Genomic DNA, 26,317 nt, shown 5'->3' on the forward strand with positions numbered 1-26,317 from the left:
CCCGTCAGACAAGCTTCTTACGAAGTGTGCGGCTGACAGTCTCGATGATAAATACCGTAACGAAAAGGGCAATGAGGATCATTCCCACGCTGGGATACTCTCTCCAGCTGATCTTCTCATTCAGTATAAGACCGATACCGCCGGCACCTACGTAACCAAGAACTGCTGCATATCTAACGTTGCCTTCGAAGTTGAAAAGGCAGTTTGAAAGGTAGAAAGGCAGTACCTGAGGTATTATCGCGGAAACAAAAGCCTGTGATCTTGTGGCGCCCATGGCCTGCATGGCCTCGAAGGCTCCCATGTCAACAGTCTCAATCTCTTCATAGGTAAGTTTGCCGATATAGCCAAAAGAGAAAACGGCTATAGCCACGGTTCCTGCAAGAGTTCCAAGTCCGAAGACCAGTGTTGCCACCAGCGCGATTACGATGGTAGGAAGTGTCCTGATCAGGGAGAACATTACTCTTACAATGGAAACAACCACCTTGCTGGGGCACACATTGGTGCTGGCAAGCATTGCAAAAGGCACTGACAAAAGCGCACCCACTACGGATCCCAAAAGTGACATCTTGATGGTGTCAAAAAGAGGTGTCCATACAACGGGCATTACGCTTGTCTTGGGCGGGAACATCTCACCCAGAATAACGAAAAACTGTCCTATACGGGAAACCAGGATCTTCATGTCAAATCCGGTTATCTTAACGGAAAGAGCACTCATGGCAAGGATCAGAATCAGATAGATCGGTGCCCTGGAGGCTTTTTTGTAAGCTTTTTTGCCGTTGGGAAGGACATATTCTCTTGGTTTGAATATCTTATCGTATAAACCTAACTTCACCTGATTCACCCCTCTTCCTGGATATTGCCGTCGCGGTCAACCTTTCCGTTGTAGATCCTGTCAAGGACTTCCTGGGTTGCTCCTGAAGCAGGGCCGTCAAATACGATCTCACCCTCTCTGATACCAACAACTCTTGTGGCGTACTTAAGAGCCAGATCGATGTGGTGAATATTGATAAGGATAGAGATGTTCATGTCCTCATTGATCCTCTTGAAATCGCCCATAACCTGATTGGCGGTTACAGGGTCGAGAGCTGCTACAGGCTCATCCGCAAGAATGATCTGTGGGCTCTGAGCAAGGGTTCTTGCAAGAGCAACTCTCTGCTGCTGGCCACCGGAAAGCTGGTCGGCACGAACAAAGGCCTTATCAAGAATGCCTACTTTATCAAGGCACTCAAGGGCTTTGATCTTCTCCTCCTTGGTATAAATTCCGAAAGCAGATCTGTACCAGGGCATGTCCGGTACGAAAGCAGTCAGAACATTTTTGATTACTGTAGTTCTTGTGATCAGGTTGAATGACTGAAAGATCATTCCTATCTTCCTTCTGAACCTACGAAGCTGTTTGCCCGACAGGCTCATAACATCAACATCATCCACGGTGAGTTTACCGCTGGTGACATCGTGCATCCTGTTGATGGTACGAATAAGTGTAGACTTACCGGCTCCGGACAGACCGATGATAGCAACAAATTCTCCCTGCTCAATTGTGAGGTCCACATGCTTTAAGCCCTCAAAACCGTTGGGATATACTTTTCCGACATTTTCAAACTTGATCATGAGTTTTCTCCTAAAATCTAAATCGGGGGCTGCAAAAATCTTTCGTCTACTTGGCACGCTTGCGCTCGAAGATTTTTGGTAGCGGTACCAGGTTCGAAATAACCTCACCAGGTACCGACCAAAATCTACGGCCTGCGTAAGACGAAATGATTTCTGTACCCCCTCACTAATTTTTTATTCGCTCTATAAGCGCTCTCTAATTACTGCATTGACTTGATGAGTTCCTGAGCAGCTCTCTCTGAATCGTAGTCCTCTGACTTAGCCTCAACGTATCCGTTGTGGTTGTAGATAGAGATAACTTCCTTACCAGCATCTGTGTTTCCGATGTTGATGAATGCCTGTGTGATGGCAGCCTTGAAAGCATCATCCATAACGTCAGATGTCTTGCTTACGCTGATTGTATCGTTGTAGATACCGTCTGTAACACCGATAACGTTTGTCTCATCCCAGATAGAATCTGTTCTGCCGAACTCGGTTGTCCACTTCTCCTCGTTGTCACGTCTTGCATCTGCATAGCAGCAAAGAACGTCGATCTGGCCTGAAGCAAGTCTTGCAAAAGCATTACCGTAAGAATCAGCCTGTACAGCATGTGTAAGGTCTGTGATGTGCTTCTCATAGTTAGCCTGGAGCCAGAGTGAAGGATAGATATATCCTGCTGAAGATGAAGAGTTCATAACACTCCAGTTAAGACCATCGAGGTCCTCCCATGTGATCTCCTCGCCGTTGTTAACCTTAGCTGCGATAGCCTGGCCTGCCTCTGAAGGTCCTGCGATGATAAGTCCGCGATAGAAAGTAACCTGATCCTCTGTGGGCTCAGTGGGCTTGTTGTCGTTCCATGTCTTAGCATCAGGGCTCTCGATTGAAAGACCGTCTCTTGTAGCTGTAAGGATAACATCGCATCCGTCATCGTAAAGTACATATGTACCACCGGGGATAAGACCTACATCGATAGTTCCTGCTGAAAGTCCCTCACCTACTGCCTCGTAGCTGGTACCAACAGTGATGTCAACCTCGCCAACCTCGTATCCGAGACCTGCAAGCTCTGTTGTAAGAAGCTCCTTAAGGGGCTCTGTAGCTGTAACAATCTCATCGGGGTCACGTGAAGGTACGAAACCGATTGTAAGCTTGTCAATCTGTACAGGGCCTGCGGGCTCTGCTACAGCTTCTGCTGTCTCTTCTGCCGCCTGCTCAACAACAGCCTCTGCTGTCTCTGTAGCAGTCTCAGTTGATGCTGAATTGCCGCATCCTGCAAGCATTGCAACACATGAAACGCTTGCGAGCATAGTTGCTAAAATCCTCTTCATAATAATAATCCTCCTGCCTTACATATATAAGGTCTTAAAAAAATGATTTTTCCGCAAAAAAATACCCACGTGTATTACACATGGGTACTCCTTGCTAATTACACGACAAAAGTGTAAGTGATAAGCCCCTGTTTGTCAATGAAATCCTCGCTTTGGCGAGTTAAAGCGCTCAAGCAGAGTAGGTCACTGTCAATATGGAATGTGCCGAAACAAGAAGCTTTGCAGAGGACTCCCCCTCGCCCAAAACGACAGGCATGTCCTCGTCTGCTCTGTTAAGCAGCACAACCACCCTCTCCCCATCGGGATTAAGGAAGGCTACACTTTCAACCTTATCGGAATATCCGGATGATACGATGAGCTTAGCTCCCTCTTTAACGTATCTGGAAAAATGTCCAATATAGTAATAGGAAAGCTTCTTCTCGTAATCATCTCCGGCTTCGTTGGCTTTAATGGGCGCATCACAGTAGTTGCCCACATGGTTGGGGCCGCCCTGATAGTCAACGATCAGATTCCAGTCAAATATTGCGGTAATACCGCCCTTTAGATTACCAAGCATCTGGTGGGCATACATCTCGGCATTGTGAAGATCACCTTCCCCGGAAAACCTTGAATATTCAACACACCCCTCAGTAAAAAAGATCTCTTTTGAAGGGAAATGTTTCTTAATAAGACCAAGGTTTTCAAAGTGATCTCCCGTATACCAGTGCACGGCACATCCGAAAATATACTTGTCTGCACCTTCCCTGCCCATTATCTGTCTGAATCTGTCATAGGCGATCTCCTTGTTGTGATCCCACACAAGGATTCGAACATCTCCAAGCATTCCTGCCTTTTCCAGAGCAGGTCCCAGATATTCCACAGCAAACTCAGCTTCCTGATCAGCGTTGTATCTGCAGGAATCCCAGGTCTGCGTGGCGTTGGGTTCATTCTGGATGGAGGTAAAAGAAATATCGATACCCCTCTTCTTGTATTCATGAATAAACTTAACGTAATAATCCGCCCAGAGCTTTCTGTACTCGCTCTTAAGCTCTCCGCCATGGTTCATCTCCCCGTTGGTCTTCATAAACGATGGAGGTGACCAGGGAGCCATAATAAGAACCGGCTGTCTGCCCAGCTCTTTCCTAGCTGCTTCGATCATGGGAATGATCTCTTTTTCATCGTGGGCAATATCGAAGGTACTAAGACTCTCGTCCCCCTCTTCTATATAGGTATAGTTGCCCAATGCAAAATCGCAGCTGTTCATGTGGATGCGGCCGATATTGTAGCGAAGGCCCTCATCTCCAAAAAGATCTGTGATAAGCTCTTTTCTCTTGTCCTCACCGAGGGTGCAATATGTGTGGGCTGCGGCCTCCGTAAATGCACCTCCGAAGCCTCTGATGGTTGTCTCCTGTTCTTCAGGATAAACCGCCACAAGCTTCATCTCGCCTGCAGGGCCTGCATCCGAAGCACTGCTCTCACTCCAGAACTGGCCTTTGGCAGGATTGGTCTGCGTTACTTTTATATTTTTCATATCAATCCTTTGCTGTTGTTGAATCGCGCGGGATTATCCTTCCATTCAATGTTATAAGCTCTCCGGGATCACCCTTGATCATACGGATAAGCTGTTCTACTGCTATGATGCCCTGTTTTTCAAAAAAGGTTCTGATGGTGGTACAGGAGGGACTCACAAGCCTTGTGGTCTCTATGTCGTCACATCCCATAACGCTAACCTGATCGGGAACTTTGACGCCTCCGTCCCTGAAAGCCTCAAGCACACCTATGGCACTTAAGTCGTTCGCCGCAAAAACGGCGTCAGGCAATGGTTTTCCCGATTCCAGGAAATCTCTTACAGCGTTGTAGGCATTCACCCTCTCAAATTCACCTTTTAAAATGTAGTCTTTATCCACGGTTATACCGGCGCGTTTCAAGACCTCAAAGAAGCCTTTCTTACGCTCGATACTGTCGTAGTTGTCAGATACTCCTTCAATATACATAAACTTCTTGTGCCCCAGTTCCAGCAGGAACTTGGCAGCTTGTTCTCCCCCGCTGTGGGAATCAAACACCACACTGGAGGACCGCTCCCCAACCAGAATACGGTCGATGTAAACTGTGGGAATTCCCTGGTTCTTAAGTATCTGTTCCTGCTCCGGTCCGATCGCGGAGTTAAGGATGATGGCACCGTCCACTCTGTGCCCCATGATATTGGCAAGGATATGGGAGGGATCGGAACTCAAGAATATCTCCAGCTCATATCCGCCTTCCTGACAGGCACGGTTCACCGCATCGGAAAGTTCACCGTAGTAGGGACCTCTTATCGCCCCAAGAAACAGTCCGAGAACTCCCGTGGCCTGAGCCTTCAGGTTCCTTCCGTTAAGGTTCGGGGTATAGTTGAGTCTTCTCGCCACCTCCAGTACTCTTTCCTTGGTGTCGGGATGAAGAACATTCACGTTATTGAGGGCATTAGATACAGTAGAAATTGAAACTCCCGCTTCTTTTGCCACATCTTTTATAGTTATTTTTTTGTTTGTTTCCTTAGACAAGACTGATACCCCTTTTCCCATATCATCTGCATAATCTTTATTACAGGCAGAGGGCAAAATCGTTTTTACCCTCTGCCATTATATCACACTAAAATGAGATCAAGAGGAGTGCTGAAAGATTACTTGTAGTCATACTCCTCGCAGTATGCGATCCACTGCTTGGTGTACTCTTCACGGCACTTGTCAATTCCTGCCTCTTTCATCTTATCTCTGAACTCTTCTACTGCTGCATCAACGTCATCAACAAGACCTGCCTCAAGAGGAGCAAGGTACTGTCTCATTACGTTGCTGACTGCTGATCTCTCAGCGCTGTAGGAATCATAGTTCTCTGAGAATCCGTCATAGATGTTAACGTTAGGGAACTTGGTCTTTGCGCCAAGATCTGCGTACTTGTCGAACATCTCCTGAAGCTTAACATCTGTCTTCTGAGGAAGCTTTGTCTCGCCGTTACGAAGGTTCCATGTGTTGAATCCCTCATAAGGGAATGTAGGTGTCTCGCCTGCTTCTTCCTGAAGGTTCTTGTAGATGCCGTCTGCTACATCATAGTGTGTTCCCTTGATACCGTACTGAACGATTGCGTTGATCTCGTCATCGCAGAGCATAGCCTGAAGTACAAGAAGTGCTCTCTCGGGATCCTTGCAGCCTCTTACGATAGCTGTTCCGTTCTGTGTTGCGTGTCCGGGATAGATAACGCCGTTTGTCTCGCCGTATGCTACATAAGCTGACTCCCAGCCCTGTCCTGCATTCTCAAAATCAGCAATAGCTGTGATCTGCTTGTTGGGGTTCTGGCCTGCAACTTCTGCTACGCAAAGGCCGTTCTTATATGCATCTGAATTGTTTGTATCTGAAAGTGCGCTCTTTGACCAGAATCCTTCGTCAGCCCATCTCTTCATTGTCTTCATGTCATCTACGAAGTCATCTGAATACCAGTAATCATAAACATCTGAAGGTGTGTCATAGTTTGCTGCAAGGCCGTAATCAAGACCGTTGTTTGCAACCCAGTTGTACTTGAAGTTAAGTGCCCATGCTGCATCGAAACCTGTCTTAAGTCCCTGGCTCTCTTCTGTTGTTACAGTAAGAAGTCCCTGGCTGGGATCGTTTTCCTTGATTCCAAGAAGATATGCCTCAAGGTTCTCAAGTGAATCGGGAACAGGAAGATCGTACTTAGCACGAAGGTCTTCTCTGTACTTTACACCGTTACATACATACTCAGCCCATGTGTTGGGTACTGCGTAGATCTTGCCGCCAACCTTGCACATATTGAGGTTTGCATCACCTACAAGTGCCTTAAGATCAGGAGCTACAGTATCAAGCATCTCATCAAGCTCTTCGAAAGCTCCGCTGCTTGCAAGCTGGCCGTAGTTAAGCCAGTTAGCGATGTAGATAAGGTCTGCGCTCTGAGCTGTGATCTCGTTAGCATACTTCTGCTGAAAATCTGTCCATGTTGAGAACTGCATATCAACAGTTGCATTGCACTTCTCAAGGAGCTTCTCGTTAAGGGCTGCCTCAACAAGTTCTTCGTCCTGGGGAGCATCACCCATTACGTAGAATACCAGGTCAACCTGCTGGGAAAGATCCAGCTCTTTTGCCTCTGCTGCAGGAGCCTCTGCCTCAGTGGTCTCTTCCTGAGTCTCAGCTACAGGAATCTCCTCAACGCCCTCAGCCTCCAGCTGATCAGCTGCTGACTGTGTAGCCTGACCGCCGCAACCTGTGATCACGCCGGCAACCATTGCCATTGACAACAATGCGCTTAAAACTTTCTTTTTCATATTTTGCCTCCTTTGTGATATGAAAATCTTTTATTTACCATTTTTAACAAGGAAGTTCTGCTCCAACGCTGCGCGTTGTCCAGAACACGTTCGAACCAGGCTCGAAAACACCTCGCCGGGTTCTCTCAGCCTTTTACCGCTCCTACAGTGATTCCCGAAACGAAGAATCTCTGAACGAAGGGATAGAACAAAAGTACAGGACCCGTAGCTACTACTGCCATGGCCAGCTTAACCGACTCGGTAGGCAGATCTGCAGTCTTCATGCTGACGTTACTTGCCATCTGCTTCATGGCTGTTGTGGCATTTAAGAGGTCGTACAGGTAGAACTGAAGCTGCCAGGTTGATGAATTGGTACTGAACATTGAGGATCTGTACCAGTCGTTCCAGTAACCCAGAGCCAGGAAAAGACCTACCGTAGCAAGGCCGGGTTTCAATACCGGAAGGACAATCCTGAAGAAGATCGTGAAATGTCCGGCTCCGTCGATCTTGGCGGACTCTGTGATGGCATCGGGCACGGCACCTACGATGAAGGTCCTCATAAGGATTACCAGGAAGGGACTCATCAGTGCCGGGAACCAGATTGCCAGGGTTGAACCCTTAAGGCCAAGAACATTGGCATACATCAGGTACCAGGGGATCATTCCACCTCCAAAGATACTTGTGAAATAGATGAGGAATGAAACCGTATTTCTGTACTTGAACTCTTTTCTTGAAATAACATAGCCTGTGAGGGTTATCATCATAAGTCCCAGGCCTGTTCCCACTACTGTGTAGTACAGTGTCATCTTGTAAGCCTGAAGGATATCCTTGGGTGACTTGAAGATGGTCTGGTAGGCAGAGAGTGTAAAGTCTCTCGGGAGCAGTGAATAACCCTGTGTAAGGATTGTTGCGTTGTCCGTAAAGGAACCGGAAACAATTATTATGAAAGGCAGCACGCATATGATCGATCCAAGTATCAGGAGAGTATATGCGATGGCCTCAAAAACTTTCGTGCCTGTGGACTTTTTGATGGTCTTGGGGGCAGAAGGTTCGTAATCCAGATCTCTTGCCATCTTTGTGCTCCTTTCTTTAGAATAATGCGTATTCCGGATTTCTCTTTTTAACGATGTAGTTCACAAGAACAATGATCAAGAAGCCGAACAGTGACTGGTAAAGACCTGCCGCAGTTCCAAGTCCAATGGACAGAGGCTGCGTCATTGTGATTCTGTAAACGTAGGTGTCAAAAATATCCGTTGCGTTGAACAAAACTCCGTTGTTTCCGATAAGCTGATAGAACAGCTCGAACTGGCCTTTCATAATGCTTCCCAGTGCGTAGAGCAGAAGGATTATGAATGTGGGCTTGATGTGTGGCAGTGTGATGTACCATATCTGCTGAAGCTCATTGGCTCCGTCCACTCTTGCCGCCTCATAGATCTCATTGTCTATGCCCATGATGGTGGCCAGATATACAACCATTCCGTATCCGATATTCTTCCAGAGATAGAAGAAGGTGATAAGGAAAGGCCAGTAGGAGGGATTGTTGTAGAAGTCAATCCTCTCTCCTCCCATCTGTGTAACCAGATTGTTTATAAGACCGTACTGATATTCAAATACGTTATACACGATAACCTTCAGGATAACGAAGGATACGAAGTAGGGCATGAACATCAGTGTCTGTGAAGTCTTCTTGAACCATTTGACTGTCACACGGCTTACCAGTATGGCAAAAAAGATCTGAAGGATATTGCCTATACCGATGAAAACAACGTTGTAAAGTACTGTGTTCTTGGTGAGTCTGAACAGGTCTGCCTTGATCAGGAATTCAAAATTCTTGAATCCGGTGAAGGGGCTGGACCAGAGACCGTCTCTGAAATTGAATGACGTAAAGGCGAAGTACACACCAAGCATGGGGAGGTAGTTGTTGATCATGAAGTACACGAAGGTCGGTATCAGCATAACGAACAGTACCCAGTTCCTCTTGAGTTCCACCCAAAGGCCGTGCTCTCTGTATTTATCTCTCTCTTTCTTCTCAAGAATTTTGATGTAGATGTAAGCGGCTATAGAGATCACCAGCTCTATATAAACCACTGCTCCGGGAAGAAAGCCCGTCATTTTGAATTTGGCATTTGAGAAGATCACAAATGCAATTGTTGCTGCCGCTGTCAGAAACTCAAACAGGAATGCGCATTTGCCTGCAGCCAGAAGGGAAAGCTCGCCTTTACCCTTTTTGATCCCCAGAAGGCTGCGAATGATAAATGCCACGTTGAAGTAGATGGCTGCGGCGGTAAGTATCAGCAGGACCATTGCGAACAGTCCCAAAACTCCCTGATTAGCGTACTGGACAAAGGAGAGAAGATTGTACAGGTTGTATCCCGTAAGCAGGTCCTTCGCCATGTCCTTGGTAACTCCTATTCTGGAGAAAAGAGCTACCAGATTGACAACCTTGATCCAGTTGAAAAACGGGAGTGCAAGGATGAGGCATACAGCACTGATCCCCGATATCCATTTATTCCTCATAGGAACCTCCCAAAAAGCTTTGTAAAACTTGAATAAAAACGTTTTTATTGTTCTGTTGTTCGTAGTCTAGCACTTTGTGCAATTGCTTGCAATATGTTGATAACAATTTTGTAAGCAATGCACAAAGCGACACGTAAAAATTCTGTTGAATCTACTAAAACGTTTTTATTCCTTAGATCCCTATCAAGGGAAAAGACTGAATATCCACCTGATAACCCTTGTAACAACCTTAACAACAACCTTGATAATGGTCACAGGTGTAACAGGTGTTGAAGGATTATGCGGCTCATCCTGGCCGGGTTCATCAGGATTTTCAGGATTCTCGGGCTGAGCAGGATTGTCCGGATTCTCAGGATCTGTTGGCTCAATCGTCTCGCCGGGATTCTGAGGATCTTCAGGATCTTCAGGGTCTTCGGGCTCTTCAGGGTCCTCGGGCTCCTGGGGATCCTGAGGATCTTCTGTCTGTGTATCTGCAGAAACCACATCAATGTAGTCGTAGTTGAGCCAGTCTCCGTTCCAGGTTCCACCGAGGATCAGTCTGTTGTAGCCTTCCTTCAGCTCAACCTCTATGTCTGCATAGATCATGTGATCCCAGCCCTGGCCGTTGTTGGGCAGTTCAAATGATACACTTGGCTGTCCCTCAAGCTGGTATACAGCTGTCATATCTGCTCCTGCGCCGTTTGCCGCAACAGTGATCTTATAATTTCCGGCCTTAGCCGCAAAAATGCTGTAGTCTGTGTAGTTCAGTTTCTTGGCGATGATGTCATCACCTACAACGAAGGATGATACTGTTGCACCCATTCCACCTACGCCGTTTGCATCTGCACGTCCTGAGTAGAAGCTCTGGTGCTCTGCAGGAGGATTGTTCGCAGATCTCACATTGTGATCCTCTGCCTCGTATCTCTCTGCGCCTGTCTCTTCGATAATGGTCACGGGAACAGCCGCAAGATCCAGGAATACCACCTGCTCTCCTTCAGCTGCCTCGTTGGCAAAGCTTACCGTGTTTGCACCTTCCGCAAGGTCTGCTGTTCCAAATACGGTTCTGAATTCAGGCTCCTCGCCGTCCTTCATGTAGCCGGCAAAATATCTGTACTGACCCGCAAATTCAGCATCAACCGCTACGTTTACAGTGCTCTCGTCAAAAGAGACAGCATCGCCCTTAACTCTTACAAAGCCGCTTACAGGCTCAGGATATCCGTCGGGAGCTTCAATCTCATCGGCACTTATAATGTCAATGCAATCGATATTTGCCCAGTCATCCTGGTCGATGATGGTACCTGAAAGCATGAAATTATTGAAGCCTTCCTCAAGATGAATATCAAGCACGGAGCTATTCATGGAATTCCAGGGTGCTCCTGCGTTGTCCAGAGTAATGGCTGTGTTCTCACCGCCATTGAGTTTGTACACCGCAACCATTCCATCCTGGCCGTTTCCGTTCCAGTGCCAGGTAAGACGATAGTCGCCGGCCTTCTGAGCAAAGATGACAAAATCAACATACTTCATGTTGGACCAGTCTTCAGCAATCTCATCAAAGGCAACATGGGTGTTAAGATTACCAACCGCGTAGCCTGCTGAAAAGAATGACTGTCCCTCAAGCCCTGCATTAGTGTAGTAGAACTCACCCTCAAGTCTTAAGGTTCCGTCTTCCTTAAGGGTCACAAAATGTCTTGTGGTGGCGATGTAATCGATATTCATCCAGCCGCTTCCCAGAGCGCCTGAGATCTTAACGGTATTCTCGCCCTTCTCGAGGTTCACATAGGCAACAACATCATGCATCTTATCCCATGCTCCGCCTGAAAGCCTGGGTACAGACACAAGCTGCGCATCATTGTCTCCGGCTTTAACAAGGATCTCCTTGTCGTCGTCGCCGTTGTAATGCATAACAATGGGATATGTTCCCTTGTCCAAAGCCTTAACGGTAAAGGTCAGGTAATTGATATTTGACCAGTCCTCTGTCACATTCTCTGCTGTAACATCAGGATTGTTCATGTTTCCTGCAGCTTTGCCGCCGGAGTAGAAGTTCTGCTCCTCTACTTTGCCGCCTTTTATGGCGCATACAGCCTCATCTTCTGTCTCAAGCTTCTGCCAGCCACTGAGAAAATCACTTACGGGCTCTGCTGTGACAGGCTCTGTTGTGTTCTCAAAAGTCTGCGCATTGCACCACTTGCTCACAACGTTTATGAGTTCTGTATTTGCGCTTCCTACAGAAGTTGCGGAATTTGCCCACAGCTCTTTTATCTCATCGAATTCTGCTGTGGAAATATCAAGACCGTTGTCCATGTACTCGGGATGATGGTAAAGTCCCCAGTTTCCGTAACCGGTAATGGTCTTATAGGTCCAGGATGTCCAGTTGATACCAAGCTCTGTAAGAAGCCCCAGGCCCTCATCCCAGGCATCGATGCTGTTGAAATAGTTGAACTCGCCCATGTAGCTGGGTACGTTGTAGTCTGCGTTGCCGATTGCATTGGTCTTGTTCTCCATGTTGACGATCTGACCGCCGCCCACATTGTCATAATCATCGTAGAGATAATTATGATACTCATACATTACATTTTCCCAGCCGTAGTCGTCGGGATTGGGAAGGTCCTCGGGATTCCAGGTGGCTTCCATGATAACCACATGGTCGGGATCTTCCTGTCTTATAACGTCATAAGCTTTGTCGTAGACATCCCAGAGAATGGAATGGAGCTCATCTGCAGACTTTGAAGAATTGTAACGATAGGTGCAATAGGGCTCATTGAGAAGATCATAGCCTGCAACGGTGGCATTGCCGTTGTACCTTGCGGCGATAACTCTCCACAAGCTGTAATAGAGCTCCTGATTTGCTCCGGCATTGTCGCCGAAGAAAAACTCTGATCCCGCTTCTTTTGCATCCTTGCCATCCTTGCCGGAGTGGTCGCTTCCGTTCTGGGAGCCGGGAGCTCCGTGCATATCAAGGATCACGTAAAGACCGTACTTGGAGCACATGTCCACAAACCAGTCAAGTCTCTCAAAAGCTGCAGCGTAAGGATCTGCTACGCCCTCGTCATAGCCGTAATAATTTCCGTTTTCATCCACCAGGTTTCTCCACCAGAACGGAAGACGGATAGTGTTCATTCCCATGGCCTTGCAGTTTGCAAAGTCCTCTTCCTGCCAGTAGGCTGCTTCCCAGGTGTCCACCAGCTCTTTTGCCCCATCCTCTCCGAATCTCTCTGTGAGATTTGAAAGGATTGTGGACTGATCATACACCGCTGCGGATTCACCTGAAGGTGTCATCCAGAATTCCTGCAGAAGATATCCGCCTGCATTGGTGCCTCGAAGGTTAATGATGTCTCCGCGGCCATAGTCGGTTCGCAGGTTCTTCCCGTCTGCCTTGATAAAGGCCGATGATTCTTGCATCGCTTCTCCCTCCGTTGCCATAGCAGGAATTCCAGGTGTCCCCAGCGCAAGCACAGCTGACATTGCCAGGGCAAAACTGCGTTTCAACAGTGACATATGTTTCGTTTTGATACTCATACCTTTGTAATTCCTCCCTTTGCTTTAGTTTTTTACCACGTTCTTCCCCCGTATAATGTGGCTTACGAAACGGATTTATCTTAGCATCGGGAAGAGGGGGATAATAGGGGCATACTTGTTTTGTGATAGGTCAATATTGCTTTTTTGTTTTGGATATAATAAAATGACTCCATTATGGAAAAGAGCTATGAACTTAGAGATCAGGCCTTTTTAAGGCATGAAAACGACAGAATAACAGACGGACTGGATATCTTTTTCTGGGTCTTTGATGACTCCAGTTCCTATGTGGCTACCCATTGGCATTCCGCCATTGAGGTCATGTACATACTTGAGGGAGAAGTTGATATCACAGTGAACGGAAGCACCACCGAGCTGCTTCCGGGAGATGTTTTTCTTGTGGATTCGGCAATTCCCCACTCCACCAAGTCCCTGAATGGCAACAAGGCGGTTCTTATTCAGCTCCCCTATCCTCTTTTGGAGCGCTATATCCCGGACCTTAATTCCAGAAGGTTTGAGCTTAACTGCAAAAGCGATAACCCAATTGTAAGGACCAAGGTTCTGCAACTTATCGAAATAATAAAACAGATGCAGGTTGTTTTTGAGGTAAAGCCTGAAGGGGAAATTCTTAGATTTAATTCACTGCTCTTTGAATTCATGTTCCAGATCTATCACAACTTCTCCGAGGAAGTAAGTGATACAGACAGCAGAAAAGAGACCAAGACCTTTGGCAGGATCCAGAATATCCTGGACTATCTGGACAACAACTATGCATCCCAGATAAGCCTTGATGAAATTGCTTCTGTGGCCTGCTTCCAGAAGGAATACTTCTGCCACTTTTTCAAGAAACAGATGGGGATCACCTACACCAGATATTTAAACGATCTGAGACTTGCCAAGATCAGGAAAGACCTGGCAGAGACTGACCTGCCCCTTAAGGATATTCTGGAAAAACACGGCTTTACCAATTACAAGCTCTTCAGAAAAATGTTCAATGAGACTTTTGGCTGCACTCCTGTGGCCTACAGAAAAAAACTCATGGAAGTTTAGGCTTCCATGAGTTTTATCAGTTCTTTTGCATTTTCTTTTGCATCGCCTCTGAAAACCGAGGAACCGGCCACTATAACATTGGCGCCGGCTGCGATGACCTTCTTAATATTGTCTTTGGTGATACCTCCGTCTACCTGAACGTCAGTATCAAGACCTCTGTCATTTAACATCTTCCTTACAGCCTTTATCTTGTCGTAGGTTGCCTCGATAAAGGGCTGCCCGCCAAAACCGGGCTCTACTGTCATCACCAGGATCATGTCGACCTTATCAAGATAGGGCTCAAGTACATCTACTGCCGTACCGGGCTTGATGGAGATACCGGCTTTTTTGCCAAGGCTGTGGATTTTGTCTATGACAGCCTGTGGATCGTCTGCTGCCTCGATGTGGAAAGTGATGATGTCTGCACCGCTCTCTGCAAACTCCTCAATGTATCTTATAGGATCCACGATCATAAGATGCACATCAAACACCATGTCCGATGCACTTCTGATGCTCTTAATCACCGGCATTCCAAAGGAAATGGATGGCACAAACGTGCCATCCATAACATCTACATGAAGGTAGGGTGCACCAGCCTCGTCCACGTCGGCGATCTGCTGACCCAGGTTTTTAAAATCCGCTGCTAAAATTGAAGGACTTAAAATATTCATTAACCTAAAAATTCCTTTACTGATGAGTATACTCCGTCACCATCAAGGCCGTACTTCTTAACCAGATCTCCTGCAGAGCCGGACTCGCCGAACTTATCCTGCATACCGATCTTCTTTACTACTGTAGGGCACTCCTCTGAAAGGACGTCACATACAGCACTTCCGAGACCGCCGATAACGGAATGCTCCTCAACGGTAACAACCTTACCGGTCTTCTTTGCTGTTGCAACTACAACCTCTCTGTCGATGGGTTTGATGGTGCAGATATTTACAACCTCAGCGCTGATGCCGTCTGCAGCAAGCTTCTCAGCTGCCTCAAGTGCTGCTCCAACGCCGATACCTGTTGCAATAATACTAACATCAGTACCCTCTCTAAGTACAGTACCTTTTCCGATTTCGAATTTGTAATCGGGTCTGTCGTTAACTACAGGGCAGGCTGCACGGCCGAATCTGATATAAACAGGGCCCTCGTGCTCAGCTGCTGCTCTTACGCAGGCTCTTGCCTCGATATCATCTGCGGGACACATAACAACCATTCCGGGAATGGTGCGCATAAGTGCGATGTCCTCGTTACACTGATGGCTGGCACCGTCCTCACCTACAGTGATACCTGCGTGGGTTCCGCCGATCTTAACGTTAAGGTGGGGGTATCCGATGGAATTACGAACCTGCTCAAAGGCACGTCCTGTAGCAAACATTGCAAAGGTGCTTACAAAAGGGATCTTGCCTGTTGTTGCAAGGCCTGCTGCGATGCCCATCATATTGCACTCTGCGATACCGCAGTCGATGTGACGATCGGGGAATTCCTTCTTGAACCATCCGGTTCTTGTTGCTGCTGCCAGGTCTGCATCAAGGACTACAACCTTGTCGTTAACCTTGGCAAGCTCTATAAGTTCTTTTCCATAGCTGTCTCTTGTAGCTATCTTCTTAACTTCACTCATGCTTCAACCTCCTTCTCAGCCTTCCAACTCTTTGCCGATCTTCTCAAGATCCGCCATAGCGATAGCATATTCTTCGTCGTTAGGTGCTACGCCGTGCCATGCAACCTGGCCTTCCATGAAGGAAACGCCCTTACCCTTGAGGGAGTGTGCGATGATGGCTGTAGGCTGACCCTTAGTCTCTCTGGCCTCTTTGAAGGCTGCTCTGATGGCATCAAAGTCATGGGCATCGATATTGATAACATGGAAGTTGAAAGCTTCAAACTTCTTGTCAATGGGATAAGGTGAGCATACCTGATCGATAGGTCCGTCGATCTGAAGACCGTTGTTGTCTACGATAACAACAAGGTTGTCCAGCTTACGGAAGCCTGCAAACATAGCTGCCTCCCAAACCTGGCCCTCTTCGATCTCACCGTCGCCAAGAAGCGTATAGGTTCTGTAGTCTTTATTATCAAGTTTTGCAGAAAGAGCCATTCCGCAGGCAACCGAGATGCCCTGTCCAAGTGAGCCGCTGCTCATATCAAGGCCGGGAAGGTACTGCATACTGGGGTGACCCTGAAGTCTTGATCCCAGCTTACGAAGTGTTGTGAGCTCCTCAACAGGGAAGTAGCCCTTCTGTGCCATTACAGAGTAAAGGCCGGGTGCTGTATGTCCCTTTGAAAGAACAAAGCGGTCTCTGTCGGGGTTCTTAGGATCCTTGGGATCTACATTCATCTCCTCAAAATACAGATATGTGAAGATATCTGCTGCTGATAAGGATCCGCCGGGATGTCCGGCCTTTGCCGCATGAACCGCTGTAACAATGCCCTTGCGGACTTCGTTTGCAATTTTCTGCAATTCTAAGTTCTCCATATTTCCTCCTTAAATAAAAAACGTCGTTCAGCCTTCGGATTGCTGACCATAATACGCGTTTGCGCCGTGCTTACGGTAGTAGTGCTTGTCCTGCAGCTCCTGGGGAGCAGGCTTAACCTCGGGATTGATCACTTCGCATCTGTAGGCCATCTTGGCAACTTCCTCTGCCACTACGGCATTGTGAACTGCTTCGTGAGCATCCTTGCCCCAGGTGAACACACCGTGATTTTTACACAAAACGGCGGGAACTGCAACAGGATCTTTGCCCATACGATTAAATTCGTCCACGATAAGATGTCCCGTGTTCTCCTCGTAGGCAGACTCTATCTCGTCCTTGTTAAGGCACCTTACGCAGGGAATCTCACCGTAGAAATAATCCGCATGGGTTGTTCCGTAGCAGGGAATACTCCTGCCTGCCTGAGCCCAGCTTGTTGCGTATGAAGAATGGGTATGGACCACACCTCCCACATCCTTAAAGGCCTTGTAGATCTCAACGTGGGTCGGAGTGTCGGAGGAGGGATTTAACTTTCCCTCAACCTTGTTGCCGTTAAGGTCCATAACAACCATATCGTCCGGTGTCATTGTATCATAATCTACGCCGCTTGGCTTGATAACAAATAAACCGCTCTCTCTGTCTATCTCGCTCACATTGCCCCAGGTAAAGGTAACCAGGCCGTATTTGGGAAGCAGGATATTGGCTTCATAAACTTTTTTCTTGAGTTCTTCTAACATAATATTTCTCCATCCATAATTGTATTACGGAGCATCATTACAATGCTCCGTAATTATTGCTCTATTGTTACCAAAAAGGAAGTTCTGCTTTCACAGGGTGATTACTTAAGGTTATCTACTGCTGCTCTCTCTATTGCAAGTCCGGCATTGTAATCCTTCATGAAATCATCAAAGCCCTTTACATCATCGCTGTCGGGCTCGCAGGTCTCAACCTTGCCGCCAACGAATACCTTTTCGTTGAGGTACTTCTCAAGGGTATCTCCCTCAGCCTTCTGAACCATGTAGCCTGCAAGGATAGCCTGTCCCCAGGGACCGCCCTCTCCTGCTGTCTCCATAAGCTTGATGGGAGTGTTAAGGGCTGCTGCCATTACTCTGTCACCAACTCCGCGAACCTTGAAGAATCCGCCCTGTCCGAAGAAGAAGTCTGCCTTTACGTTCTCCTCCTTCATAAGGATGTCGTTACCTGCCTTGAGAGCTCCAAGAGATGTATAAAGATGTGTTCTCATGAAGTTTGCAAGATTAAACTTGTCATCAGGTCTTCTTACAAAGAGAGGCCTTCCCTCATTGAAGCCTGTGATGGACTCACCTGAGAAATAGTTATAGGCAAGGAGTCCGCCACAGTCTGCATCTCCCTCCATAGCTCTGCGATAAAGTGTTCCGTAAAGAGTATCGTCGTCAACCTCCTTGCCGATGGCAGAGGCAAACTCTCTAAAGAGGCTTACCCATGCATTCAGATCGGAAGTACAGTTGTTGCAGTGAACCATGGCAACTTCCTCACCTGAAGGTGTTGTTACCAGGTCAAGTTCGGGATATGCCTTTGAAAGGCTGTGCTCAAGAACAACCATTGAGAATACGGAAGTTCCGGCGGAGATGTTACCTGTCCTTACGCCTACGGAGTTTGTTGCAACCATGCCGGTTCCTGCATCACCCTCGGGAGGACATACAGGGATTCCTGCCTTGAGCGTTCCGGTGGGATCCAGCTTTTTTGCACCCTCTTCTGTAAGTTTGCCTGCGGCTGCTCCTGCGGGAAGAGACTTGGGAATGATGTCCCTTATCTTCCAGCCAAGGTTCTTGTCTGCAATGAGCTCGTCAAACTGATCCAGCATCTTCTGGTTGTAGTCGCAGGTTGCGGAATCGATAGGGAACATTCCGGATGCATCGCCGACGCCCAGAACCTTCTCACCTGTGAGCTGCCAGTGAATGTAGCCTGCAAGGGTTGTGAAGAAATCGATCTTGCCGATGTGGTCCTCACCGTTGAGGATTGCCTGATAGAGGTGAGCAATGCTCCATCTCTGAGGAATGTGATATCCAAACAGGTCTGTGAGCTTCTCGGAAGCTTCTTCCGTAATGGTGTTTCTCCAGGTTCTGAAGGGAACCAGAAGCTCCTGTCCGTTAAATGCCATATATCCGTGCATCATGGCAGAAAAGCCCATGGCACCTACGCTCTCAAGCTTCTCGCCGTACTGCTTCTCAACATCTGCCGCAAGATTCTTGTAGCAGTCTCTGAGTCCTTCCCAGATATCATCCAGTGTGTAGGTCCAGATACCGTTGTCCAGACGGTTCTCCCATCCGTGTGAACCGGATGCGATAGGATTGTAATCATAGTCTGTAAGAACAGCCTTGATCCTGGTGGAACCAAACTCGATACCCAGTAATGTCTTTCCCTCTGCTATAGCCTTTTTTACATCACCCATAATCTGTCTCCTTACTGCTGCGATAACCGCAGCCATCCCCATTTGTTTATTATTTATTGCAACGCCTTTTTGGCGAAGTCATTCATATTGTCTGACCGAGTCCCTTAAGATCACATCTTCCTTAAATTCGTAGGTCGCGCTGAAGGAGATCTGTCCGCTGTGGATCATCCTTATCATGTTCTGGGCAGCTCTTTTGCCAAGCTCTGCCTTGGGATGCGGTATTGAAGAAATGGTGGTTCCGCGAACGCCCATCCTTGCGATATCCGAGTCATCCATAGCCACAATGGACATCTGCTGCGGGATCTTAAGACCGCCGTCTATCAATACCTCCATCAGCATTCCCGCCACCTGGTCGTTGTAGCAGAACACTGCGCTGCACCCTTTAAGTCTCTCCCTGGCCTTGATCAATGCCTCCTTGCCGTTCCTGATATCTATGGTGTCGATCCAGTTGACATGATCGTAAGAGAAGGGCACTCCTGCTTCAGTTATGGCCTTAAGATACCCTCTGTACCTCTCTCTTCCCTGTCCGTCGTCAAGTTTAAGGACACAGCCTATATCCCTGTGGCCCAGATTTATAAGGGCCTTCACCGCCCTATAGGCACACTCCGCATCGTTCAGGGAAACGTGCGGCATATCCAGCTCAGGATAGAAGCTGTTGATAAAAAGAATCTTCACATTCCGGTCACGGAGCTTCCTGTATAGTTCCATATTTGGATTGGGAAGGGCACTCTTTACAGGTTCCATAATGATGCCGGCTATGTCGCTGCGGCTAAGAAGGTCTGTAAGGATCTGCCTCTCCTTGCCCACGGTATTGTCCGAAAATGACAGCTGCATAGAATATCCCTTGTCGCTCAAAGTGCTCTCGATGCCCCTTATGGTGCTGGGGAAAATATAGTCATCCACATAGGTGGTGACCACGGCAATCACGTTCCTTTCGCCTTCCTCAGCCCGCTGATCCACCAGGTAGGTACCGCTCCCCCTTCGGCTCTCCAAAAGCCCGTCCTCCGCCAGCTTGGCGATTGCATGCCTCACTGTCTGTCTGCTGAGCCCGAATCTGTCGCAGAGTTCGTTCTCTGAGGGCAGTTTCTCTCCGGGTTTCAGGGTGCCTTCATCTATGCATTCAGTTATCCAGTCGATTATTTTCTGATATTTAGCCACTGTTATCTACCAAAGTTGTATTGTTTTGCAATAGTTGTATCGATATGTTGCGAATCTCAGCCCGCTGTATCAAAAAAGGCTCTGCAGGCCATAATTCGCCATCCGTGCGAATTCATCATAAATCCTGCAGAACCTAACGTCAATTAACATAATGAACAATTTTGGAAACTTGTATATGTACAAATTTCACTCACCGGAGCACAAATCTCCGGTATACCGATCACATTCCCTCCATCCTTGAATAGAAAAAAAGATACTGCTGCATGACACCGTTGTATGGCGCGTACTCATCAAACAAAAAGCCTTCCGGATACCGCTGCTCCAAAACCCTGTTGATCCAGACATCCTTCGGGAAAGCATCCAGCCTGTGATATCCGAACAGGATCTCGCAGTTGGCCACCTTTACTCCAACGCCGAAGAGCTTTAGAAGTTCCTCCATCAGCGCCTCATCATCAAGGCTCTTCCAGGCCTCAAGGTCCACCGCACCGGCAACAACATCCAGCGCTGCCCTGTGGACGTACTTGTCTCTGTAGCCAAGGCTGCAGCCTGAGAGCTGCTCCATGGTAAGGGCCGCCAGGGCTTTGGCCGTGGGAAAAGAGTATATGGCTTTCCCTTCAGTATCTTCAGCGATCTTCTCTCCCGCAAGAGCGCACAGCTTCTCGATGGAAGCCTTGATCGCCGGGATGTTTTTTCTCTGGGAAATGATAAAGGAGATCAGCATCTCGAAGGGATCCTGCTTAAGGATCCTTATGCCCTTTCCAAACTCCGAGGCGTTATAAAGATACTCATCTTTCTTTTTATCTATCTTTTTCCTGATATCCCGGTAGCTGGTGCCAAGGTCAAAGTACTCTCTCCAGAATTCTTCAAACTCAGCCTCATCGCAGCCAAAATCGTAGCGGTCATCATCCAGTTCTTTTACCAGAACATGGCGATTTCCGGCAGCCACGCTGTAGCCTCCTTCACACCTGTTGAAGCGGAAGCACTGCCCGCTGTCTGCTATTTTCGCCAGATCAAAATCGTCTTCTATCTTTATGATCATTGGAATCCTCTAATGTATCCATGCTGTCAACATAGCCCCTGTCCCAGAGCATGATGTTGAGCTTTTTGGCAAGTTCCACCGCAGGCTGGGTGAAGTACTGATTGGTCATGACCACTCCCACCATCCTGTCGTAGAAGTCCCTGCCTGCATAGACCTCCTGCACAGCCTTGACGCCGATGGGCTTATCGTAGCACTTGCACTGAATGGCGTATGTTATGCCATCCTTTTCTGCAAGGATATCTGCACCGAAATCCCCGCTGCCTTTGGTAACTTCCACCTCAAGAAAGCCGTTGGAAGCAAGAAGATCCGCGCAATAATACTCAAAATCGTGACCCTCCATCTCATCCATGGGAAGCTCCTTATCGCCCCGGTTTCGAAGATAGTGAAACAGGGCTGCCACGAGGATGATCGCCACGATCGCAACGCATATTAAGATGATCGTTATAAATGAATCAAACATGTACTGTCCCTTTGAACAAAGAATTACAGCTTAAGGTCTCCCTCTTTAACCCATCCGAGTTTTACCACTACCTGATGAATGATCAGTGAGAAAACAGCGGGAAGCACAAAGGAAATAAGAACCAGTCCAAGCCAGTCAAAACCTGTGATTCCGGCTTTAGCTCCGTTTGCAATGTCGTTAACCCATCCGGTGTAAACTCCAATCTGTCCGACAAGTCCGCAGGTTCCCATTCCGGAAGAAACGGGAGCGCCGTTCATCTGAAGTCTGAAGATGCAGGTAGCGATAGGACCTGTGATGGCTGATGCTACCGTAGGAGCAATCCATACTCTGGGATTCTTGATGATGTTACCCATCTGAAGCATGGAGGTTCCGATACCCTGTGAAACAAGGCCGCCCCACTTGTTCTCCTTGAAGGAGATGACTGCAAAACCGACCATCTGTGCACAGCATCCGGCAACAGCTGCTCCGCCGGCAAGCCCCGTAAGTCCAAGAGCTGCGCAGATAGCTGCTGAAGAAATGGGAAGTGTAAGCGCCATACCAACCAGCACGGAAACCAGGATTCCCATAAGGAAGGGCTGAAGCTCTGTTGCCCACATGATGAGATTTCCCAAAGCCATGGCTGCTCTGCCAAGAGGCGGTGCTATAAGCCATGAGAAGAACACGCCCACTCCGATGGTAACAAGGGGTGTTACAAGAATATCAACTTTAGTTTCTTTGGAAACTGCTTTTCCGAATTCTGCGGCGAGGATTGCCACAAACAGAACTGCCAGAGGACCGCCGGCTCCGCCCAGAGCGTTAGCAGCAAATCCAACTGTGATCATTGAAAAAAGAACCAGCGGCGGACACTTAAGTGCATAGCCAATAGCCACTGCCATTGCAGGGCCGCTCATGGCTGTAGCCAGACCGCCAACGGTGTAATCGGTGCCTGCGATGGTGGCAACCGACTTCATAAGAAACGGGATTTTAAACTGTGTCCCAACAGTGTTGATGATGGTTCCGATGAGCAGGGAACAAAAAAGTCCCTGGGCCATAGCCCCCAGCGCATCGATTCCGTATCTCTTTAAAGAGATCTCAATGTCCTTGCGTTTTAAAAACTCTTTCATACCTTATCTCCCCTTAAGTATTTTCATTTTGATATAGTACTCCAGGGAGCCTTGGCTTGGCAACCGTTTTTCGGGTATGAACATCACTTTTTCTCGTGCTTTTTCTCAATGACACAGGTGGTCAGGTACAGCACCAGAAGCATCCCTGCCAGAATAATGCCAACGGGATATGCAACCGTCCCCGGCAGGCGCAGGCCCTCATCGGCCATAATTATATATGTGGTGACAACCGCCGTCATGAAGACTGCCGGCAGAGCGGTGATCAGCGATCCGATCCTGTTTCTCTCGCTCTTTAAAAGATACACAGTGGCAACCCAAAGGGCGATGGTGGCCAGAGTCTGATTGCTCCAGGAAAAATATCTCCATAAAACATTGAAGTCCAGCTGGGTAAGGAACGCTCCTGCTGCCAGAAGCGGGATGGTTATGATGAGTCTTTTCCCAAGGTTCTTCTGGTCAAACCCCGTCCACTCAGCCAGAATAAGGCGTGCACTTCTAAAGGCTGTATCCCCTGAAGTTATGGGGCATACCACAACACCGATAATGGCAAGGATCCCTCCCACCTGCCCAAGCATGGTTTTGCTGATGTTGTAGACAACTCCCGACTGGCCGATTGATGTCAGTCCCAGCTGCAGTTGCTCGGTATCCCCGTAAAAAGCCATGCCTGCTGCCGCCCACACCAGCGCAATAACCGATTCCGCTATCATCGCACCGTAAAAGACCCTTCGACCGTCCTTAACGCTGATGATGCACTTTGCAACTATGGGGCACTGGGTGGCATGAAATCCCGAAATAGCGCCGCAGGCCACGGTTATGAACATAAAGGGAAATACGGGAAGGTTCTCGGGATGAAGATTTTCAAAAGCAATCTCCGGAATCCGGTACTGAGGAAGGATAAGCATTGCCCCTGTAATGCTGAGAGCCATGACGATAAGAACAACTCCGAATATGGGATAGAATCTTCCGATTATCTTATCGATGGGAAGAAGAGTTGCAAGAACATAATATATGAGGATCACAACGATCCAGAAGATGGATCCCAGTTTTCCGCCGGTCAGGGTGTTGATGAGGGCTGCAGGGCTTGTGACAAACACCGTTCCCGTAAGAAGCAGCAAAAGAACCGAGAATATCCGCATAAGGTACATGGCACCCTTGCCAATGTACAATCCGGACAGTGCCGCTATTGAAGCACCGTTATTCTTTGCCGAGATCATGCCGCACATATAGTCGTGGACGGCACCTCCCAGGATCGCACCGAAAACGATCCACAGGAATACCACAGGCCCGAAGCACGCGCCCATAAGGGCTCCGAAAATTGGGCCGGTTCCTGCTATATTCAGGAGCTGGATCAAAAAGGCCTTCCAGGTTTTCATGGGCACAATGTCCACTCCGTCGCTGTGATCCATGGCCGGCGTCATCCATCCGACAGGGTGAAAAACCGCCTCAGTAAACCTGCCGTAAAGAACATATCCTATAAACAGAATGATTATTGACGCTATGAATGTGATCATGGTCAAGCCTCCTGCAAGTTATTGTCTTCGAACCTTTATAAGAAGCAGACTTCCTTCGTCTACGGAAACCTCTGCAGTCTCCCCCGGCAGAACTTCGTTGCTTACGCCGTACTGGTACTCGCTTTTTATTTCCGCATCATGAAGCGTATACTTGGCCCCCGTAATGGTGATCCCTTTTGCCAGGCCACTGATATTTATCAGGGAAAAGAACTCGCTATCCCCGCCAATGCTTGCGGGATGGCCGGGGGTAACAAGCCTCATTTCGGAATAGTCATCTATTATGACAGCTCTTTTCCCAAGGCCGCTTAAATACTCGAGGATATACACATTACCCAGGGTGTGGTCAAGCCTTGCGCCGACAACTCCAAGGAGAAGGAACTCCAAAAAGCCGCGCTTTACCGCTTCCTTCACGGCAAAGACTGTGTCCGTGTCGTCTTTTTCACAGGGAAGGACAATGGTCTCCACATCAAGATGAGGGTTTTCATGGGAATCAAAGTCCCCCACTATGAGGTCCGGCTTAAGGTCAAGGGCCTGCATGTGCTTAAGACCGCTGTCGCAGAAGATAAGGAAATCTTCGCTTTTCAGCCTGCTCTTAATATATTCATAATTGCCGATATCCGCTCCACCAAAGATCACGCAGCGTCCTGCACTTTTTGCATTTTCCTGTCCGCTCATTTTTCTTTCCTCGCCGGGAATGCTTAAATTAATTTGTCTCAACTATATAGTATACAGGGATTTTGAGCGGAATGCACAGCTGAGGAAAATAAAGAATTTGCGTAACAGTATCCCGTTAAGCAAAAGCGACCCCGGAAATCATTCCGGGGCCGCGAAAAATCAATGTAATTACTGCTCATTAAACTCAACGGAGTCGATGATCATTGCAAGAGCATCGCTTACTTCCATGTCCAGAGCCTCGTCGCCGCTGTTGTGGCCTGTAAGCTCAAACATGAGATATCCGTCCATGTAGTCTCTTGCGATTACTGTCTCGTAAAGGCCAGAGCCTTCCTCTGAAGGAGGAAGAACAGCATAGTATGCGTCCACATCCTCTGTGCCGGGGAATACTCCCTCAGTCTTTGTAACGTTATCTGATCCCCAGGAATCAGCCACCTTGTCAACAGCTTCCTTGGCCTTCATGTCAACATCGTAGGTAGCTGTGATCATGTTGGTTCCTGCTGACTCGCCCATGTATACGAAGGTAACAATATTTGCTGAATGATTAACCTCGAACAGCTCTGAGTTATATTTTACTTTCCAGCCGTTAGCATCCTCATAAACTTCCTCAGTGCTGGGATATGCATATTTCATGGCGTCGAAGTTATCGGGATCGGCGTCTTCCTTAAGTTCGAAGTGAAGCTCCAGGCCATCCTCGAAGGATCCTGTGATGATACCGTTATCTGTATTTGTTACAGTGAACACGTCTTTAGTCTCGTCCTCGCCGCCAAAGCTGAAGCTCACCTTGCCGTCTTCCTGCTCACAAGAAAAAGGAACCCCTGTCCCTGTATTTGCATCCTCTGTATATCCTGCGCCCTCATCATAGAACACATAGAAATAATCTCTTACTGTTGCTCCTTCGGGGTAATTTACATAAACACCCTTTGTAAAGTAAGGTGCCTGTGTTACTGAGTCGGTTGTTGCAACCTCCTCTTCCTCGATGGTATTCTCTGCTGCTTCCTGAGTGCTCTCTACAGCCTCTGCTGCCTCGGGAGCCTCTGCAGTCTTTCCACAGCCTGCCACAGTTCCCATTACAAGTACAGCAGCGCCGCAAACAGCAACAATTTTTGTCATTGTCCTCTTTTTCATATCCTTTTCTCCTCATGTTATATATTAGAAACCTGTACATTACTTTCAGTTCCCAACTATAGCACAGGATTTGTACCATATGTTGTGTTTGCCGAAGTTTTTATCCTTTATTTAGAATTGCTTTATAAACAGGGCCGGATTCTAT

22 protein-coding genes are annotated in these 26,317 nt (G+C 47.8%); 1 reads left to right on the forward strand and 21 read right to left on the reverse strand.

Annotated features, from left to right (window positions below):
* Positions 1-4: 4 nt before the first annotated feature.
* From phnE to T456_RS0109460, 9 genes are all read right to left on the reverse strand, one after another.
* The gene (gene phnE / locus T456_RS0109420) at positions 5-832 is read right to left on the reverse strand and encodes a phosphonate ABC transporter, permease protein PhnE (protein ID WP_035801822.1); all 828 of its coding nucleotides are present in this window, start codon (positions 830-832) and stop codon (positions 5-7) included.
* Between the two features lie 5 nt (positions 833-837).
* Entirely contained in the window at positions 838-1,608 is a 771-nt protein-coding gene (gene phnC, locus T456_RS0109425) for a phosphonate ABC transporter ATP-binding protein (RefSeq protein WP_024865925.1), read from the reverse strand.
* Between the two features lie 200 nt (positions 1,609-1,808).
* Complete coding sequence (locus T456_RS0109430; protein ID WP_024865926.1) at positions 1,809-2,912, reverse strand: phosphate/phosphite/phosphonate ABC transporter substrate-binding protein; 1,104 nt, start codon at positions 2,910-2,912, stop codon at positions 1,809-1,811.
* A 169-nt stretch (positions 2,913-3,081) separates the two neighbouring features.
* Positions 3,082-4,422, reverse strand: coding sequence for a glycoside hydrolase family 30 protein (locus tag T456_RS0109435; protein WP_024865927.1), 1,341 nt, complete (start codon positions 4,420-4,422; stop codon positions 3,082-3,084).
* Between the two features lies 1 nt (position 4,423).
* Positions 4,424-5,431, reverse strand: coding sequence for a LacI family DNA-binding transcriptional regulator (locus tag T456_RS0109440; protein ID WP_035801824.1), 1,008 nt, complete (start codon positions 5,429-5,431; stop codon positions 4,424-4,426).
* Between the two features lie 119 nt (positions 5,432-5,550).
* A complete protein-coding gene (locus T456_RS0109445) occupies positions 5,551-7,200 on the reverse strand; it encodes a DUF3502 domain-containing protein (protein WP_024865929.1) in 1,650 nt (549 codons plus the stop codon).
* Between the two features lie 125 nt (positions 7,201-7,325).
* On the reverse strand, positions 7,326-8,252 hold the full coding sequence (locus T456_RS0109450; protein WP_051465010.1) for a carbohydrate ABC transporter permease: 927 nt from the start codon (positions 8,250-8,252) through the stop codon (positions 7,326-7,328).
* Between the two features lie 16 nt (positions 8,253-8,268).
* Positions 8,269-9,696 (reverse strand): ABC transporter permease, encoded by a 1,428-nt coding sequence (locus T456_RS23075; protein ID WP_024865931.1) that lies wholly within the window; start codon positions 9,694-9,696, stop codon positions 8,269-8,271.
* 183 nt (positions 9,697-9,879) lie between these two features.
* The gene (locus T456_RS0109460) at positions 9,880-13,191 is read right to left on the reverse strand and encodes a cellulase family glycosylhydrolase (RefSeq protein ID WP_081749051.1); all 3,312 of its coding nucleotides are present in this window, start codon (positions 13,189-13,191) and stop codon (positions 9,880-9,882) included.
* A gap of 174 nt (positions 13,192-13,365) precedes the next feature.
* Between T456_RS0109460 and T456_RS0109465 the strand changes: the two genes are divergently transcribed.
* Positions 13,366-14,238 (forward strand): AraC family transcriptional regulator, encoded by an 873-nt coding sequence (locus tag T456_RS0109465; protein WP_024865933.1) that lies wholly within the window; start codon positions 13,366-13,368, stop codon positions 14,236-14,238.
* Here T456_RS0109465 and rpe read toward each other — a convergent pair.
* The 12 genes from rpe to T456_RS0109525 all read right to left on the reverse strand — a co-directional run bounded on the left by rpe (position 14,235) and on the right by T456_RS0109525 (position 26,172).
* Complete coding sequence (gene rpe / locus T456_RS0109470) at positions 14,235-14,888, reverse strand: ribulose-phosphate 3-epimerase (protein ID WP_024865934.1); 654 nt, start codon at positions 14,886-14,888, stop codon at positions 14,235-14,237. The two genes, T456_RS0109465 and rpe, sit on opposite strands and share 4 nt — an antisense overlap.
* A complete protein-coding gene (locus T456_RS0109475; RefSeq protein ID WP_024865935.1) occupies positions 14,888-15,829 on the reverse strand; it encodes a transketolase family protein in 942 nt (313 codons plus the stop codon). Before T456_RS0109475 ends, rpe begins: the two co-directional genes overlap by 1 nt.
* Before the next feature lie 15 nt (positions 15,830-15,844).
* Complete coding sequence (locus tag T456_RS0109480) at positions 15,845-16,678, reverse strand: transketolase (protein ID WP_024865936.1); 834 nt, start codon at positions 16,676-16,678, stop codon at positions 15,845-15,847.
* Between the two features lie 27 nt (positions 16,679-16,705).
* Positions 16,706-17,410: an L-ribulose-5-phosphate 4-epimerase gene (locus tag T456_RS0109485; RefSeq protein WP_024865937.1), complete on the reverse strand. Its 705-nt coding sequence runs from the start codon at positions 17,408-17,410 to the stop codon at positions 16,706-16,708.
* A 101-nt stretch (positions 17,411-17,511) separates the two neighbouring features.
* Positions 17,512-19,104: a xylulokinase gene (locus T456_RS0109490; RefSeq protein WP_024865938.1), complete on the reverse strand. Its 1,593-nt coding sequence runs from the start codon at positions 19,102-19,104 to the stop codon at positions 17,512-17,514.
* 78 nt (positions 19,105-19,182) lie between these two features.
* A complete protein-coding gene (locus T456_RS0109495) occupies positions 19,183-20,262 on the reverse strand; it encodes a GntR family transcriptional regulator (RefSeq protein ID WP_024865939.1) in 1,080 nt (359 codons plus the stop codon).
* Between the two features lie 220 nt (positions 20,263-20,482).
* Complete coding sequence (locus T456_RS0109500) at positions 20,483-21,301, reverse strand: DNA-3-methyladenine glycosylase family protein (RefSeq protein ID WP_035801741.1); 819 nt, start codon at positions 21,299-21,301, stop codon at positions 20,483-20,485.
* On the reverse strand, positions 21,273-21,761 hold the full coding sequence (locus T456_RS0109505; RefSeq protein WP_024865941.1) for a restriction endonuclease: 489 nt from the start codon (positions 21,759-21,761) through the stop codon (positions 21,273-21,275). Before T456_RS0109505 ends, T456_RS0109500 begins: the two co-directional genes overlap by 29 nt.
* A gap of 23 nt (positions 21,762-21,784) precedes the next feature.
* Positions 21,785-22,864 carry a PTS transporter subunit IIC gene (locus tag T456_RS0109510; protein WP_024865942.1) on the reverse strand — a complete coding sequence of 360 codons (1,080 nt, stop codon included), beginning with the start codon at positions 22,862-22,864 and terminating at the stop codon, positions 21,785-21,787.
* An 83-nt stretch (positions 22,865-22,947) separates the two neighbouring features.
* A complete protein-coding gene (locus T456_RS0109515; protein ID WP_024865943.1) occupies positions 22,948-24,372 on the reverse strand; it encodes a carbon starvation CstA family protein in 1,425 nt (474 codons plus the stop codon).
* Positions 24,373-24,390: 18 nt separating this feature from the next.
* A complete protein-coding gene (locus T456_RS0109520) occupies positions 24,391-25,047 on the reverse strand; it encodes a thiamine diphosphokinase (protein WP_024865944.1) in 657 nt (218 codons plus the stop codon).
* Between the two features lie 168 nt (positions 25,048-25,215).
* A complete protein-coding gene (locus T456_RS0109525; protein WP_024865945.1) occupies positions 25,216-26,172 on the reverse strand; it encodes a hypothetical protein in 957 nt (318 codons plus the stop codon).
* Positions 26,173-26,317 lie beyond the last annotated feature (145 nt).

The organism is Butyrivibrio sp. FCS014 (assembly GCF_000526935.1).
Lineage (GTDB): Bacteria > Bacillota > Clostridia > Lachnospirales > Lachnospiraceae > Butyrivibrio.

Coding starts and splice junctions, on each gene's coding strand:
- phnC (WP_024865925.1), bottom strand. CDS start 1,608: ATGATCAAGTTTGAAAATGTCGGAAAAGTATATCCCAACGGTTTTGAG.
- T456_RS0109430 (WP_024865926.1), bottom strand. CDS start 2,912: ATGAAGAGGATTTTAGCAACTATGCTCGCAAGCGTTTCATGTGTTGCA.
- T456_RS0109435 (WP_024865927.1), bottom strand. CDS start 4,422: ATGAAAAATATAAAAGTAACGCAGACCAATCCTGCCAAAGGCCAGTTC.
- T456_RS0109445 (WP_024865929.1), bottom strand. CDS start 7,200: ATGAAAAAGAAAGTTTTAAGCGCATTGTTGTCAATGGCAATGGTTGCC.
- T456_RS0109450 (WP_051465010.1), bottom strand. CDS start 8,252: ATGGCAAGAGATCTGGATTACGAACCTTCTGCCCCCAAGACCATCAAA.
- T456_RS23075 (WP_024865931.1), bottom strand. CDS start 9,696: ATGAGGAATAAATGGATATCGGGGATCAGTGCTGTATGCCTCATCCTT.
- T456_RS0109460 (WP_081749051.1), bottom strand. CDS start 13,191: ATGAGTATCAAAACGAAACATATGTCACTGTTGAAACGCAGTTTTGCC.
- T456_RS0109465 (WP_024865933.1), top strand. CDS start 13,366: ATGGAAAAGAGCTATGAACTTAGAGATCAGGCCTTTTTAAGGCATGAA.
- rpe (WP_024865934.1), bottom strand. CDS start 14,888: ATGAATATTTTAAGTCCTTCAATTTTAGCAGCGGATTTTAAAAACCTG.
- T456_RS0109475 (WP_024865935.1), bottom strand. CDS start 15,829: ATGAGTGAAGTTAAGAAGATAGCTACAAGAGACAGCTATGGAAAAGAA.
- T456_RS0109480 (WP_024865936.1), bottom strand. CDS start 16,678: ATGGAGAACTTAGAATTGCAGAAAATTGCAAACGAAGTCCGCAAGGGC.
- T456_RS0109485 (WP_024865937.1), bottom strand. CDS start 17,410: ATGTTAGAAGAACTCAAGAAAAAAGTTTATGAAGCCAATATCCTGCTT.
- T456_RS0109490 (WP_024865938.1), bottom strand. CDS start 19,104: ATGGGTGATGTAAAAAAGGCTATAGCAGAGGGAAAGACATTACTGGGT.
- T456_RS0109500 (WP_035801741.1), bottom strand. CDS start 21,301: ATGATCATAAAGATAGAAGACGATTTTGATCTGGCGAAAATAGCAGAC.
- T456_RS0109505 (WP_024865941.1), bottom strand. CDS start 21,761: ATGTTTGATTCATTTATAACGATCATCTTAATATGCGTTGCGATCGTG.
- T456_RS0109510 (WP_024865942.1), bottom strand. CDS start 22,864: ATGAAAGAGTTTTTAAAACGCAAGGACATTGAGATCTCTTTAAAGAGA.
- T456_RS0109515 (WP_024865943.1), bottom strand. CDS start 24,372: ATGATCACATTCATAGCGTCAATAATCATTCTGTTTATAGGATATGTT.
- T456_RS0109520 (WP_024865944.1), bottom strand. CDS start 25,047: ATGAGCGGACAGGAAAATGCAAAAAGTGCAGGACGCTGCGTGATCTTT.
- T456_RS0109525 (WP_024865945.1), bottom strand. CDS start 26,172: ATGAAAAAGAGGACAATGACAAAAATTGTTGCTGTTTGCGGCGCTGCT.